The organism is Pseudomonas sp. S150, from assembly GCF_004526365.1.
Taxonomy (GTDB): domain Bacteria; phylum Pseudomonadota; class Gammaproteobacteria; order Pseudomonadales; family Pseudomonadaceae; genus Aquipseudomonas; species Aquipseudomonas putida_A.
The window spans coordinates 5059061-5072955 of sequence record NZ_CP038207.1; the positions used below are offsets into that span (position 1 = coordinate 5059061).

Consider the following 13895-nt stretch of genomic DNA (forward strand, 5'->3'; position numbering starts at 1 on the left):
TCAGTGACGACGATTGTGACTGACCCACCGCTATCGCGAGCAGGCTCACTCCTACAGGGGGATTTGTGTTCTCAGCTGGCTTTTTTGTCGGCCATCACCTGCGGGTAAAAGCGTTTGATCGCCAGGTCGGCGTTGTCGATCAAGGTCATGCAGGCCCAGACCCCGCGTGCTGAATCACGGGCAGCAATGGCGTCGGCCATGTCTTTGTGGATCGGCAAGGTGCGCCGTAGTTCATCGGGGTCGGCAGCGGAGACTTCAAACGACACGGCGAGCAAGGCGCCGAGGGCCGGGACCATTTGCTCGATGAACTGGTTGTGGCTGGCCGCCAGAATGCATTCGTGGAAGGCCTGGTCGGCACGGTTGTAATCAATGCCGCTGTCGACCGCCCGTTCCAGCGCGTTGTAGGCCAGTTGCACCGCGTGAATCTGCTCCAGGCTGGCGCGCTCGCAGGCCCAGCGCACGGCCATCGGTTCGATGGTGCGGCGCAGGTCGAGCAGGTCATCAACAAAGTTTTCCGGCAGGCCGTTGCGTGAGAGCCAGCCGACGACTTGCGGATCGAACAGGTTCCAGCGCCGTACCGGTAACACGCGAGTGCCAACCTTAGGCCCGACTTCGAGCATGCCTTTGGCGACGAGGGTCTTGATCGCTTCGCGAATCACCGTGCGGCTGACACCTAACTGCTCGCCCAGATCCGCCTCGACCTTGATCGCCTGCCCCGGTTTGACCTGGCCAGCGGCAATCCAGCTGCCCAGCCAATCGACCGTTGACGCATGAAAGCTGCTGGACATGGAGACCTCAAAGCAGTTGGCGATGGGTGTCCACGCTAATGATCATATGATTGGGTGTCAAATCAGATTTTCAGGTTGTCCATCAATCAATGTGGGAGGGGGCTTGCTCCCGAAGGCAGTGCAGCAGTCAATACATAGGGTGACTGTCACACCGCCTTCGGGAGCAAGCCCCCTCCCACATTTGATTCATTGTCAGGGCTCGAGGCCGATCCGGAAGAACTCGCCGCCACTCCATACGCCCAACCAGCGCTGCCCATCGATCTCACGACTGACCGCCAGTTCCACCAGTTGGTAAAACACATTGCGGTGAATCAACGCTTCGAGGTTGGTGCGCACGTGCACGTAAGGCGCGGGTTCCTGAGTCACCGGGTCGATCTCGACGCGGATCGGATGTTCCGGCCCGGCCTCAGCAGTCTCTTCAACGTTGGTAGTGAAACGCAAGACCTGCGCTTCGCCCTCGCCTTCGGCTTCCACGGCAATCGCCACGAACGGCGCATCGTCGACTTTGATCCCGACCTTCTCGACCGGGGTAATCAGGAAATAATCATCGCCGTCGCGGCGGATGATGGTGGAGAACAGCTTGACCATCGGCTTGCGCCCGATCGGCGTACCCAGGTAATACCAGGTGCCGTCGCGGGCGATGCGCATATCGATGTCGCCGCAGAAGTCCGGGTTCCACAAGTGCACCGGCGGCAGGCCTTTGGTTTTGGGGATCTGTCCCAACAGGTCATTGGCTTTTTGCGGTCCACTCATGGCGTACTCCTTGGTTTATTGGTCGCCGACTCCCAGCAGGCTGCGCGCGTATTGCGCCAGCGGCGGGCCGATCAGGTCTTCCGGCTTGTTATCGTGGAACGTCAGTAAACCGCCACGACTCTTGATGCGTGCAGTATCAATCAAATACTGGGTGCTGGTCTCGATCAACATGATCTGAATCACCCCGCCATCGATGCCGAGGCGATCCACGGCTTCCTGATCGAGCCATTCGTCAGAGTTGCCGATACGGTCGTCAGCCTTGGCGAAACGGGTGTACAGCAGGTAGTGGGCGCCGGCATCGCGGGCTTCGCCCATCGCTTGATCGAGGCCTTCCGGGGCACGGGCGCGGCGGACCATCGGGAAGTATTCGACAAAACCCTTGAACGCTTCTTCGGCCACCACGTTCGGGCGCGGATAGGAGCCACCCGGCGGTGCAAATGCGCCCTGAGCGATGTAGATGAACGAATCCGGCTGAATGCGGAAGTTGTTCACCCGACGGCTGTCGCTGTGATCCAGCAGCCCCGCGTCGCTCATCTGATAGCGAGTGCCTTCGGCCATATCGCTGACAGTCATACAGCCGCCAAGCGCCAAAACGGCCAGCAGCAAAACCAGGCTACGCATCCTCATCCTCCAGAAGCCGGTGACGGAAAACCGGCGAATGGCCGTTGGATGCAGCTTTTGCGCCAGCTCAGGAAATTCGTTGATTGTAAGATCGTATTCGCGAGCAAGCTCGCTCCCACAGGAGAATGCATTCGAAATGTGGGAGCGAGCTTGCTCGCGAAAGCGGTTGTTCAGCCGCCGATAATCTTCATGACCGTAGCGCCACCGGAGAACGCCACTTCCTGCTTGTCGCCCAGCGCCTTGACCAGAAGACGCTGCAGCGCCGGCAATGCCTGATGACGCGGCTTGTCGAGCAGATCACCGACATAGTGGCGGTTGCTCGACGACAGGCAGCCATGCAGCCAACCGGTCGACGACAGACGCAAGCGCGAACAGGTTCTGCAGAACGGCACGCTTTCGTTGGCGATCACGCCGAAATGGCCGCGGCCCGGTATCGCATAGCGCACGGCCGTGGCATCCACCGGCGCATCAGCTTGGGCGTACTCGTAGCGCTCGCCGATCAGGCTCAGCAGTTGCTGCAGGCTGACGAACTGTTGCAGGAATGCGTTGGAGTCGGTGGCGAGGTGGCCCATGCGCATCAACTCGATGAAACGCAATTCATAGCCCCGTTCCAGGCAGTAATCGAGCAGCGGCATCACCTGATCCAGGTTCTGCCCACGCAACGGCACCATGTTGACCTTGATCTTCAGTCCCGCCGCTTTCGCTTGGTCCATGCCATCGAGCACGGTCGCCAGATCGCCGCCACGGGCAATGCTGCGGAACGCGCCGGCATCCAGGGTATCGAGGGATACGTTGATCCGGCGCAGACCGGCATCCACCAGTAGCGGAAGTTTTTTCGCCAGGAGTTGACCGTTGGTGGTCAGGCTGATGTCTTCCAGCCCCATCTTGCCGACAGCGCTCATGAAAGATTCGAGTTTGGGGCTGACCAGCGGCTCGCCACCGGTGATGCGCAAGCGCTCGATGCCGGCGGCTTCGATCAGATAAGCCACGCCGCGGGCCATGGCCTCGGCCGACAGTTCATCCTGCGCAGCCACCAGCCGCTTGCCGTTGGGCACGCAGTAGGTACAGGCGTAATTGCAGGCTGAAGTCAGGCTGATGCGCAAATTGCGAAAACGCCTGCCTTGACGGTCAACGATCATGATCACTCCGGCGATAGAATTTCGAGCCGCTAAAACTTGACTCACAAATCAAGTTTTAGCAAGCCCTATGCCTGAGTATATTCCTGCGGTACTGCGTCATGTAGCGAAATCATGGCGCAATAAGGCCGCTGAATGATTCAGCTGCTCGGTGTTTCCGGGTCGCGCTTGCGCTTGTTGCCCATGCGCACGCCGATGTCCATCAGGAACTGGAAGAAACCTTCCTGATCTTCCAGCACATTGCTCCAGAACGGCGAGTGATACAGCGCCACCGCGCCGTGCACCAGCGCCCAGGACGCGCAGTAGTGGAAATACGGCGGCACGTCTTCGAGCTTGCCTTCGCTGATCCGGCCCTTGATGAGCAGGGTCAGGCGTTCGAAGTTCGAGGCACGGATCTTGTGCAGCTCCTCGACCATTTCCGGCACCTGATTGCCTTTTACCACCTTCTCTTCGAGACGGTCGAACAGGCGGTAGCGCTGCGGGTCGCGCATGCGGAATTCGAAGTAGGCACGGGACAGCGCTTCCTTGTCCTTGTCGACATCGGCCGAATGCAGCAGCTCGTTCAAATCACGCTCGTAATCGAGCATCAGCCGCAGATAGATCTCGGCCTTGGATTTGAAATGCTTGTAGATCGTGCCTTTGCCGATACCCACGGCATCAGCAATCATCTCGACGGTGACGCTGTCTTCACCTTGTTCGAGGAACAGCTTGAGCGCGGTATCGAGAATTTCTTGCTCGCGGCGACGAAACTCACGGACCTTACGAGGTTCTTTGTGCATAAGAAAAGGTCTGTAGGGGTCAAAATTCGAAGCCGCGTATTATGCCTAACTTGCACAAAAATGCACGGATCATCCGACCATATCTGCGTTTCTTGTTCATTTTGCGAACGCCAGGGGTGCAATGAGAACTCAACTGAAGCGCACGTATTCCAAATTTGTTTAAAAACCCCGACCGGCTAACTGGACTGAACGCCAGACTGATCAATACTTGAACTGTCGGGCGGCATCTCCCCCAAGTGCCGTGCCGGTAAAGGTACCAAGGGACCGCGTGCCTTTGTTTTACTCCTAATGGTCTTAACCCGGATTCACCCCCCAGAACCCGGGTTTTTTTTGCCTGCGATTTGGCGATGACCTACATGGCAGATTTGACAGAGGCCAGCGGAAACAGGCGCTTGAAGTTCTCGGTGGTCTGCTCGGCAAACCGCTCGTAGCTCTCCCCACGCAGCATCGCCAGAAACTCAGCCACCTCACGCACGTACTGCGGCAGGTTCGGCTTGCCGCGATAAGGGATCGGCGCCAGATACGGCGAGTCGGTCTCCACCAGCAGGCGATCGGCCGGCACTTTGCTCGCCACGTCGCGCAGAGCGTCGGCATTGCGGAAGGTGACGATGCCCGACAGGGAAATGTAGTAGCCCATGTCCAGCGCGGCTTTGGCCATGTCCCAGTCTTCGGTGAAGCAATGCAGCACACCGGCCTGGGGCAACGCCGCTTCTCGCAGCAGCTCAAGGGTATCGGCACGGGCGCCGCGGGTGTGGATGATCACCGGCTTACCAGTCTGCTGTGCGGCTTGCAGGTGCAGGCGGAAGGATGCCTGCTGCAGCTCGGCGGCTTCCGGCTCGTAGTGATAATCCAGACCGGTTTCGCCGATCGCCACCACTTTCGGGTGATTGAGCTCGTGCAGCAGCCAGTCCAGCGCCGGCGCCGCGCCCGGTTGCACATCCAATGGGTGCACACCAACCGAGCAATCGACGTCGTCGTAGCGCTCGGCGAGGGCTTTGACGTCGGCGGCGTTATCGGCACTCACGCCGATACACAGGAAGTGCCCTACCCCGCGCTGGCGAGCCGCATCGAGTGCAGCATCCAGCGAACCGTCATGGGCGGCGAGGTCGAGGCGATCAAGGTGACAATGGGAATCTACGAGCATAAAAAAGACGGCTACTTACATCGTATGAGTGGGACGGTCGGATTTCAGTGCTCCGGCCAGATGGGTTTCGATGCGACTGCGGGCGGTGTTGTCGCCTTCATTGAATTGCACGCCGACGCCGGCTGCGCGGTTACCCTGAGCGCCTTTGGGGGTGATCCAGGCGACCTTGCCGGCCACCGGAATCTTCTCCGCCTCGTCCATCAAGTTCAGCAGCATGAACACCTCGTCGCCCAACTTGTAGCTCTTGTTGGTCGGGATGAACAGGCCACCGTTCTTGATGAACGGCATGTAGGCGGCGTAAAGCACCGATTTGTCCTTGATGGTCAGGGACAGGATGCCGTTGCGCGGCCCGGGGCTGATGGCTTCATTCATGTTGACCTCCACTGCTGATGTTCAGAGTCTAGGTACACATTCTTATCTTTGACCAGGCAATCCCGCCCATTGCACCAACAACGCTTCCAGCAGCAGTGCCGGGTTGAGGTTGGCTTTGCTCAGGACTTTCTGCCGCTGGGCGAGAATCCAGTCCTGTATATCGAGGACTTTGCCTTGGGCGCTTTTTTGCGCCAGGTACTGCACGACTTTGCGCATATCGGTCAGACCGAGACCGGCTTCATCCTGGGTCAGTTGGTAGCGCAGGATCAGGCTCGACCAGTCGCAGAACCAGTCGAACAGGCGCAGCATCGGAATGCTTTTCCACTCTTCGGCCAGTTGCGTCGGCGATTGCTGCTGCTTGAGCAGCTTCTTCACCCCTTCGACCACCTGTGCCCGCTGTTCACGCACGCCCTGGGATTGCAGGCTGACTGCCGCCAACGGCGAACCAGCCGCTAGCGTCAGCAATTCGACGCGTTCCTCTTCGGAACACTCCGGCAGCGCTTGCGCCAGCCACTGCAGGCTCATGGCCTCGCCCGGCAGCGGACATGCCTGCTGTACACAGCGGCTCTTGATTGTCGGCAGCAAACGACTAGGCTGGTGGCTGACCAGCAACAACACGGTATCGCCGGACGGCTCTTCGAGGCTCTTGAGCAAGGCGTTGGCGGCGTTGATGTTCATCGACTCCACCGGCTCGATCAGCACCACCTTGCGCCCGCCCAGTTGTGCAGTCTGCACCACGAAACTGACCAGATCACGGACCTGATCGACCTTGATCGCCTTGTCGGCTTCTTCCGGCTCAAGGATGTAATTGTCCGGATGGCTGCCGGCCTTGAGCAGCAGGCAGGACTTGCACTCGCCGCACGCTTCCGGCGTAGGACGCTGACAGAGCAGGCTGGCCATCAGGCGCTCGGCCAACGCGCGCTTGCCGATCCCGGCCGGGCCGTGCAGCAAGTACGCGTGGGCGTGCTGGCTACGTCCGGCCAGTTGCTGCCAGAGGCTGTCCTGCCATGGATAGGCCTCAGCCACGAATCAGCTCCAGCAAGTTCGGAATCAAGGTATCCAGCGCTTGCTGAACCTTGACCAATGACTGACCGGCATCGATGCGCACATAGCGCGCCGGATCAGCCTCGGCGCGTTGCAGAAACGCATTGCGTACCGCTTCGAAAAACGCCCGGCCTTCCAGTTCAAATCGGTCCAGACGGCCCCGGGCACTGGCGCGGGCCAGACCGATTTCCACCGGCAGATCGAAAATCAGCGTCAGATCCGGACGCAAGTCGCCCTGAACGAACGTCTCCAGCGCAGCAATGCGTTCCAGCGACAAACCACGACCTCCGCCCTGATAGGCGTAAGTCGAGTCGGTGAAACGATCGCACAGCACCACCGCGCCGCGAGCCAGCGCCGGACGGATCACTTCGGCCAGATGCTGGGCGCGCGCGGCGAACACCAGCAACAGCTCGGTATCGGGGTTCATGACTTCATCGGCCGGGGCCAGCAGCACATCGCGAATGCGCTCGGCCAGTGGCGTACCGCCGGGCTCGCGGGTCAGTACCACTTCGATACCTTCGGCGCGCAGACGCTCGGCGAGGTATTCGCGGTTGGTGCTCTTGCCGGCGCCTTCCGGGCCTTCCAGGGTAATAAACAAGCCAGTCACAGGCAGTCCTTAATCAAAGTCATTGCGCGTTCTGCGGTGCGGTCGTCGCGGGTTCGGCAGCAGGAGCCGGCGTCGGCGCGGGTTCCTGAGCGGGAACCTGTGGCAGCGCTTCAGGCGCGGTATCAGGAGATGCCGCAGGAGTCGCCTCCTCGGTCGCAGTAGCCGGAGCGGTCGGCGTATTTGCCGGGGCCGGGCTGGAGCGGTAATCGGCGCGGCGCTTGAGCTGGAACTCGCGCACCGCGCTGTTGTGCGCATCCAGATCATCGGAGAACACATGGCTACCATCGCCACGGGCGACAAAATACAGACTGTTACCTTCCACCGGATTGAGCGCGGCATGAATCGCCTCGCGACCGACCATGGCAATCGGCGTCGGCGGCAATCCGGGAATCACATAGGTGTTGTAGGGCGTCGGCTCCTTGAGATGAGCACGGGTCAACTTGCCGGTGTAGCGATCGCCCAGGCCGTAGATCACGGTCGGGTCGGTCTGCAACTGCATGCCCAGCGCCATGCGACGCACGAACACGCCGGCAATCTGCCCACGCTCCTGCGGCACACCGGTTTCCTTCTCTACCAGCGAGGCCATGATCAGCGCCTGATATGGCTCGCTGTACGGCGCATCAGCAGAGCGGTTCTCCCACTCCTTGGCCAACACCTCGTCGAGGCGGTCGAAGGCTTTCTTCAGCAATTCGACATCGGAAACACCGCGCACAAAGCGGTAGGTATCCGGGAAGAATCGCCCTTCCGGGAACAGCCCGCGATGGCCGATTTTCTCCATCACTTCGCTGTCGCTCAAGCCCTTGAGGGTCTGCTCGATCTTTTCGTCTTTTGCCAGCGCGGCACGGACTTGGTGGAAATTCCAGCCCTCGACCAGTGTCAGGCTGTACTGCACCACTTCGCCCCGCTTCCACAGGTCGATCAGACCGTTGACAGTCATGCCCGGCTGCATGCGGTATTCGCCGGTATGGATCGGTGTGCCGGCCAGATTGAAGCGCCAGTAGATGCGCAACCAGAAGGCGTCCTTGATGACCCCATCGGTTTCAAGTTGAAGAAAGGTACGGGTCGACGTCGAGCCTTTCGGCACATCCAGCAGTTCTTCCTGCGTGATGTTCAGGGGCTGTTCCAGCGCCGAATGAATTTTCCAGGCGCTGGCGCCCATCAGCAGCCCTGCCAGAACCAGTCCGGTTTCCAGCAGCAGCAAGAGTTTACGTCTCACGAATCAGGCATCCAGTAGCGCACGGGCAATGGTTTGCAGTTTACGGGTGAGCGGGCCAACCGGCCAGCTCAGTGCAGCGTAGGCCCGTACCGGCCAGACGCCATACACGCTGTTGCAGATAAAGACTTCATCAGCCCATTGCAGCTGTTCGAGGCTGATGTCGGTGATTTGGATGGGGATGGCCAATGACTCGGCCTGAAACAATATTTCAGCACGCATCACACCGGCCACGCCACAGCGCTTCAGATCCGGGGTGATCAGTACGCCGTCGCGCACCAGAAACAGGTTGCTGAACACGCCTTCGATGACGCGCCCGGCCTGATCGAGCATCAAGCCTTCGGCGTGTTCGCTGTCGCGCCATTCGGCACGGGCGAGCACTTGCTCCAGACGATTCAGATGCTTGAGACCGGCCAGCAACGGCTGGTTGGATAACCGCGTGACGCAGGGAAAAAGGCGCACGCCCTGCTCGCCATGCACGGCAGGATAAGCAGCAGGCGGATTGCCTTGCAGAATGCGTCGACCCTGTGCCGCAGGATCGGGTGCGTAGCCACGCAAGCCGTCACCACGGGTGAGAATGAGCTTGAGCACGCCCTCGCCCATTGCCGCGGCATAAGCCAGTAGCTCGCTGCGAACCCGCTCGATATCCGCGGCGATGGCCAGACGCGAGCAGCCCTCGGCCAAACGCGTCAGGTGACGATCCAGCAATACCGGCTGGCCGCCGTGCACGGCAATGGTCTCGAACAGACCATCACCGTAAGCCAGGCCGCGATCTTTCAGCGACAGAGCGTCAGCCGGTTGACCGTCGACCCAGCTGTCCATCAACCGGCGAACCGGCGGAATGCCAACGTGCCGTTGGTGCCGCCAAACCCGAACGAGTTGGACAGTACGACGTCGATGTCCATGTTGCGCGCAGTGTGCGGCACGAAATCGAGATCGCAGCCTTCATCCGGCTCGTCGAGGTTGATGGTCGGCGGTGCTACCTGACTGTTGATCGCCAGTACGCTGAAGATCGCCTCGACCGCGCCCGCCGCACCCAACAGGTGACCGGTCATCGACTTGGTGGAGCTGACCGCCAGGTTGTAGGCGTGATCACCGAACACGGTCTTGATCGCGTTGGCTTCGGCAAGGTCGCCGGCCGGGGTCGAAGTACCGTGGGCGTTGATGTACTGCACCTGGTCGATGTTGATCTTCGCATCGCGCAGCGCATTGGTGATGCAGCGCGCTGCACCAGCGCCATCAGCGGGTGGCGACGTCATGTGGAACGCATCGCCACTGGTGCCGAAGCCGATCAGCTCGGCGTAGATCGTGGCGCCACGGGCCTTGGCGTGCTCGAGTTCTTCGAGTACCAGCGCACCGGCACCGTCAGACAGCACGAAGCCATCACGGCCCTTGTCCCATGGACGACTGGCGCGAGTCGGCTCGTCGTTGCGGGTCGACAGCGCACGGGACGCGCCGAAGCCGCCCATGCCCAGACCGCACGCGGCCATCTCGGCACCGCCGGCGATCATTACGTCGGCTTCGTCGTACATGATGTTGCGCGCCGCCATGCCAATGCAGTGCGTACCGGTGGTACAGGCAGTGGAAATGGCGTAGTTCGGCCCCTGTGCACCCAGGTGGATGGACAGAAAACCGGAAATCATATTGATGATCGAGCCTGGCACGAAGAATGGCGAAATTCGACGCGGGCCCGTCTCATGCAGGGTACGGCTGGTTTCTTCGATGTTGGTCAGACCGCCGATGCCCGAGCCCATGGCCACGCCAATGCGCTCACGGTTGGCGTCGGTGACTTCCAGACCGGCGTTGCGAACAGCCTGAAAACCCGCGGCCAGACCGTACTGAATGAACAGGTCGAGCTTGCGTGCTTCCTTGACCGACAGGTATTCCTCGACATTGAAGCCCTTTACCGAGCCGCCAAAACGGGTGGAATAGGCAGAAAGGTCGGTGTGTTCGATCAGACCAATGCCACTGCGGCCAGCCAGAATGCCCTGCCAACTGCTCGGCACATCCGTGCCCAGTGGCGACAACATACCCATACCGGTGACTACGACGCGTCTACGCGACACAGCACTCTCCTTTTTCAAATGACGACTTTGCATCAGGCCTAAAGAAAAAACCGCACGCCATGATGGCAGTGCGGTTTTTCCATGACAGCAGACAACGATTACAAACTATTACGCCTGGTGGCTAGTAACGTAGTCGATTGCAGCTTGTACAGTAGTGATCTTCTCAGCTTCTTCGTCAGGGATTTCGGTCTCGAATTCCTCTTCCAGAGCCATCACCAGCTCAACGGTGTCAAGGGAGTCGGCACCCAGGTCTTCAACGAAGGAAGCAGTGTTGACCACTTCTTCTTCTTTAACGCCCAGTTGCTCGGCAACGATTTTCTTGACGCGCTCTTCGATGGTGCTCATACCTTGTTTTCACTCCTAATGGACAAATTCAGGCAGCTGGCCAGTGGGTAAGTGTATAGAAAGGCTTTTCAGCTTTTCAACTGAAAGCTTCACTCCTCGAACCCTGCGGCCCTCTGCCTATAAATAGATTGCAGCTTTATAACGGATTTTAGACAGCTCGTATGACATTTTTTTGAAGCAATCCGTCACATTTTACTTACATGTACATCCCACCGTTCACCGGGATTGTAGCCCCAGTGACGTATGCCGCACCGTCGGATGCAAGAAAAGCGACCACCGAGGCGATCTCTTGAGCTTGTCCCAGACGGCCCAGCGGAATCTGCGTCTGCAAGGCTTCACGCTGTGCTTCCGGCAGTTCGCGGGTCATATCGGTGTCGATGAACCCAGGGGTTACCGAGTTGACCGTAATCGAACGCGAACCGACTTCACGCGCCATCGCACGGCTGAAACCTTCCAGACCGGCCTTGGCGGCTGCATAGTTTACTTGGCCTGCGTTGCCCATGGCACCCACCACCGAGCCAATACTGATAATTCGGCCCCAGCGCGCCTTGGTCATGCCACGCAAAACGCCCTTGGACAGGCGATACAGACTGTTCAGGTTGGTATCGATCACGTCGTACCATTCATCGTCTTTCATGCGCATCATCAGGTTATCGCGGGTGATGCCGGCATTATTGACCAGAATCGCCGGCGCGCCGAACTGCTCCTGAATGCTCGCGATCACGGCGGCAACGGATTCGTCGCTGGTGACGTTCAGTTCCAGGCCGGTACCTTGAATGCCGTGCTCCTTGAGCGTGGCAGCGATCGCCTCGGCACCCTTGGCGGAGGTCGCGGTGCCAACGACGATGGCGCCCTGACGACCCAGTTCCAGTGCGATAGCCTGGCCGATACCGCGGCTTGCACCGGTGACCAGTGCAACTTTACCTTGCAGACTCATGCAAGTTTCTCCTGATTCAGGCCTGCGCTGCACGGGCGGCAACGAAAGCGTCTGGGGTGTTGAGATTGGAGGTCGAAACGCCTTCGGCGCAACGTTTGTTCAGACCGGCCAGCACTTTGCCCGGGCCGCATTCGATCAGATTGGTCGCGCCTTTGGCAGCCAGCGTCTGAACCGATTCAACCCAACGAACGGGCTTGTACAGCTGTTCAAGCAGATCACGCTTGAGGGTTTCCAGATCGGCCGGCACTTGCGCGCTGACGTTCTGTACGACCGGGATCTGCGGCGCCTGCCAGTCGATGGCGGCGATGGATTTGGCAAAGCGCTCGGCAGCCGGACGCATCAGTTCGCAATGCGACGGCACGCTCACCGGCAACGGCATGGCACGCTTGGCGCCACGGGCCTTGCAGCCCTCGATGGCACGCTCAACCGCAGCCTTGGCGCCGGCAATCACTACCTGACCCGGCGAGTTGAAGTTCACCGCGCTGACCACTTCGCCCTGCGCCGCTTCGGCACAGGCAGCCAGTACATCAGCGTCTTCCAGACCGAGGATGGCAGCCATGCCGCCCTGCCCGGCCGGAACGGCTTCCTGCATCAACTGGCCACGGCGCTCAACGAGCTTCACCGCGTCGGCCAGGCTCAGGCTGCCGGAAGCAACCAGCGCGCTGTATTCACCCAGGCTGTGACCGGCAACAAATGCCGGACGCGCGCCACCTTCAGCCAGCCACAGACGCCACAGGGCGATCGAAGCGGTCAGAATGGCCGGTTGGGTTTTGTCGGTTTGATTGAGCAGCTCTTCCGGGCCCTGCTGGGTCAGTGCCCACAGGTCATAGCCCAGAGCAGCGGAGGCTTCTTTGAAGGTTTCGAGGATCAACGGATATTCCGCGCCCAGCTCGGCCAGCATGCCGAGGGACTGCGAACCCTGTCCTGGAAAGACGAATGCGAGGGAAGCAGACATGTAACAAGCCCCTAATGATCTTGTCGTCGAAAATGACGCCCCACTGGGGGACGCAAGAAACTGACAGTTGGATGGCCCTTTGAACCGGGCGGTCACATTTAAGCATTGTCCGACGAAAACGCCTAAGACAACAGATCCTCCAAACGACCGTGGAGGCGTTCGGGCAGGTTCTCCTGAATCTCGATCAGCGCGCGCTGAATTGCACTCTGAAAACCCTGAACCCCGGCCGAACCGTGACTTTTCACCACGATACCCTGCAAGCCGAGGAAGCTTGCGCCGTTATGTCGCGCCGGTGCGAGATCCGCCTGCAGGCGCTTCATCAATGGCAGGGCCAAAGCACCTACCACGCGGGAAGCAAAGTTTTTCCTGAACAAGGCCTCGATGCGCGCAGCGATCATCGTCGCCAGGCCCTCGCTGGACTTGAGCAGGATATTGCCGACAAACCCGTCGCAGACCACCACATCTGCCTCGCCGCGATACAGGCCATCGCCCTCGACAAAACCGATGTAGTTAATGCCGCGCGCCGCCTGCAACAAGGTCGCCGCCAGCTTGACCTGCTGATTGCCCTTGATGTCCTCGGTGCCGATATTCAGCAACGCGACACGCGGCCGGGCGATGCCCAGCGTCTGCGCCGCCACCGAGCCCATCACCGCGAACTGCAATAGATGCTCGGCGCTGCAATCGACGTTGGCGCCCAGGTCGAGCAACTGGCAATAACCCTTCTGCGTCGGAATCGCCGCCACCATCGCCGGCCGATCAATCCCCGGCAAGGTCTTGAGCACAAATCGCGACAGCGCCATCAACGCCCCGGTATTGCCGGCACTGACACAGGCCTGAGCCTTGCCATCACGCACCAGTTCAAGGGCGACACGCATCGACGAGTCCGGCTTGCCACGCAAGGCCTGAGTCGGCTTTTCGTCCATGGTGATGACTTCAGACGCCGGGACAATTGTCAGGCGCGCGCGATCGGCAGCCGATTGGCCGTTGATCAGTTCTTCAAGTAGGGAGGGTTGACCGACGAGGGTCAGGTGCAGCGAGGGCGTAGCAGAAAGGCAAGCAAGGCTGGCCTGAACAATGCTGCGGGGACCGAAGTCCCCGCCCATTGCGTCAATCGCGATGACTTGAGCGGACAAGT

16 protein-coding genes are annotated in these 13895 nt (G+C 60.0%); all 16 read right to left on the reverse strand.

The features are described from left to right. Nucleotides 1–71 precede the first annotated feature (71 nt). Nucleotides 72–788 (reverse strand): FadR/GntR family transcriptional regulator, encoded by a 717-nt coding sequence (locus tag E3Z29_RS23385; protein WP_047598787.1) that lies wholly within the window; start codon nt 786–788, stop codon nt 72–74. 192 nt (nt 789–980) lie between these two features. Then, entirely contained in the window at nt 981–1541 is a 561-nt protein-coding gene (locus E3Z29_RS23390) for a DUF1285 domain-containing protein (RefSeq protein WP_097088448.1), read from the reverse strand. A 15-nt stretch (nt 1542–1556) separates the two neighbouring features. After that, nucleotides 1557–2162 carry a DUF4823 domain-containing protein gene (locus tag E3Z29_RS23395; RefSeq protein WP_007967613.1) on the reverse strand — a complete coding sequence of 202 codons (606 nt, stop codon included), beginning with the start codon at nt 2160–2162 and terminating at the stop codon, nt 1557–1559. 170 nt (nt 2163–2332) lie between these two features. After that, a complete protein-coding gene (locus E3Z29_RS23400; RefSeq protein WP_098965014.1) occupies nt 2333–3301 on the reverse strand; it encodes a GTP 3',8-cyclase MoaA in 969 nt (322 codons plus the stop codon). Between the two features lie 137 nt (nt 3302–3438). Beyond that, complete coding sequence (locus E3Z29_RS23405; protein WP_007950805.1) at nt 3439–4077, reverse strand: TetR/AcrR family transcriptional regulator; 639 nt, start codon at nt 4075–4077, stop codon at nt 3439–3441. Nucleotides 4078–4429: 352 nt separating this feature from the next. After that, a complete protein-coding gene (locus E3Z29_RS23410) occupies nt 4430–5221 on the reverse strand; it encodes a TatD family hydrolase (RefSeq protein ID WP_103369216.1) in 792 nt (263 codons plus the stop codon). Between the two features lie 15 nt (nt 5222–5236). After that, a complete protein-coding gene (locus tag E3Z29_RS23415) occupies nt 5237–5593 on the reverse strand; it encodes a PilZ domain-containing protein (RefSeq protein ID WP_027612362.1) in 357 nt (118 codons plus the stop codon). Nucleotides 5594–5635: 42 nt separating this feature from the next. Further along, the gene (locus tag E3Z29_RS23420) at nt 5636–6619 is read right to left on the reverse strand and encodes a DNA polymerase III subunit delta' (RefSeq protein WP_098965017.1); all 984 of its coding nucleotides are present in this window, start codon (nt 6617–6619) and stop codon (nt 5636–5638) included. Beyond that, nucleotides 6612–7244, reverse strand: coding sequence for a dTMP kinase (gene tmk, locus E3Z29_RS23425; RefSeq protein WP_098965019.1), 633 nt, complete (start codon nt 7242–7244; stop codon nt 6612–6614). Before tmk ends, E3Z29_RS23420 begins: the two co-directional genes overlap by 8 nt. A gap of 19 nt (nt 7245–7263) precedes the next feature. After that, nucleotides 7264–8460, reverse strand: coding sequence for an endolytic transglycosylase MltG (mltG, locus tag E3Z29_RS23430; protein WP_134787072.1), 1197 nt, complete (start codon nt 8458–8460; stop codon nt 7264–7266). 3 nt (nt 8461–8463) lie between these two features. After that, a complete protein-coding gene (gene pabC, locus E3Z29_RS23435) occupies nt 8464–9279 on the reverse strand; it encodes an aminodeoxychorismate lyase (protein WP_134787073.1) in 816 nt (271 codons plus the stop codon). Continuing rightward, nucleotides 9279–10523 carry a beta-ketoacyl-ACP synthase II gene (gene fabF / locus E3Z29_RS23440; RefSeq protein ID WP_003227039.1) on the reverse strand — a complete coding sequence of 415 codons (1245 nt, stop codon included), beginning with the start codon at nt 10521–10523 and terminating at the stop codon, nt 9279–9281. Before fabF ends, pabC begins: the two co-directional genes overlap by 1 nt. Nucleotides 10524–10631: 108 nt before the next feature. Next, nucleotides 10632–10868: an acyl carrier protein gene (gene acpP / locus E3Z29_RS23445; protein ID WP_003175607.1), complete on the reverse strand. Its 237-nt coding sequence runs from the start codon at nt 10866–10868 to the stop codon at nt 10632–10634. Nucleotides 10869–11064: 196 nt separating this feature from the next. Further along, nucleotides 11065–11805, reverse strand: coding sequence for a 3-oxoacyl-ACP reductase FabG (fabG, locus tag E3Z29_RS23450; protein WP_027612356.1), 741 nt, complete (start codon nt 11803–11805; stop codon nt 11065–11067). Nucleotides 11806–11821: 16 nt separating this feature from the next. Further along, entirely contained in the window at nt 11822–12760 is a 939-nt protein-coding gene (gene fabD, locus E3Z29_RS23455) for an ACP S-malonyltransferase (RefSeq protein WP_134787074.1), read from the reverse strand. A 122-nt stretch (nt 12761–12882) separates the two neighbouring features. Beyond that, on the reverse strand, nt 12883–13893 hold the full coding sequence (gene plsX / locus E3Z29_RS23460) for a phosphate acyltransferase PlsX (protein ID WP_080963300.1): 1011 nt from the start codon (nt 13891–13893) through the stop codon (nt 12883–12885). Nucleotides 13894–13895 lie beyond the last annotated feature (2 nt).

What these genes read in the sequence shown, in the direction of transcription:
- pabC (WP_134787073.1), bottom strand. Translation starts at nt 9,279, where the DNA reads ATGGACAGCTGGGTCGACGGTCAACCGGCTGACGCTCTGTCGCTGAAA.
- fabD (WP_134787074.1), bottom strand. Translation starts at nt 12,760, where the DNA reads ATGTCTGCTTCCCTCGCATTCGTCTTTCCAGGACAGGGTTCGCAGTCC.
- E3Z29_RS23395 (WP_007967613.1), bottom strand. Translation starts at nt 2,162, where the DNA reads ATGCGTAGCCTGGTTTTGCTGCTGGCCGTTTTGGCGCTTGGCGGCTGT.
- E3Z29_RS23410 (WP_103369216.1), bottom strand. Translation starts at nt 5,221, where the DNA reads ATGCTCGTAGATTCCCATTGTCACCTTGATCGCCTCGACCTCGCCGCC.
- E3Z29_RS23400 (WP_098965014.1), bottom strand. Translation starts at nt 3,301, where the DNA reads ATGATCGTTGACCGTCAAGGCAGGCGTTTTCGCAATTTGCGCATCAGC.
- E3Z29_RS23390 (WP_097088448.1), bottom strand. Translation starts at nt 1,541, where the DNA reads ATGAGTGGACCGCAAAAAGCCAATGACCTGTTGGGACAGATCCCCAAA.
- E3Z29_RS23385 (WP_047598787.1), bottom strand. Translation starts at nt 788, where the DNA reads ATGTCCAGCAGCTTTCATGCGTCAACGGTCGATTGGCTGGGCAGCTGG.
- acpP (WP_003175607.1), bottom strand. Translation starts at nt 10,868, where the DNA reads ATGAGCACCATCGAAGAGCGCGTCAAGAAAATCGTTGCCGAGCAACTG.
- fabG (WP_027612356.1), bottom strand. Translation starts at nt 11,805, where the DNA reads ATGAGTCTGCAAGGTAAAGTTGCACTGGTCACCGGTGCAAGCCGCGGT.
- E3Z29_RS23405 (WP_007950805.1), bottom strand. Translation starts at nt 4,077, where the DNA reads ATGCACAAAGAACCTCGTAAGGTCCGTGAGTTTCGTCGCCGCGAGCAA.
- E3Z29_RS23415 (WP_027612362.1), bottom strand. Translation starts at nt 5,593, where the DNA reads ATGAATGAAGCCATCAGCCCCGGGCCGCGCAACGGCATCCTGTCCCTG.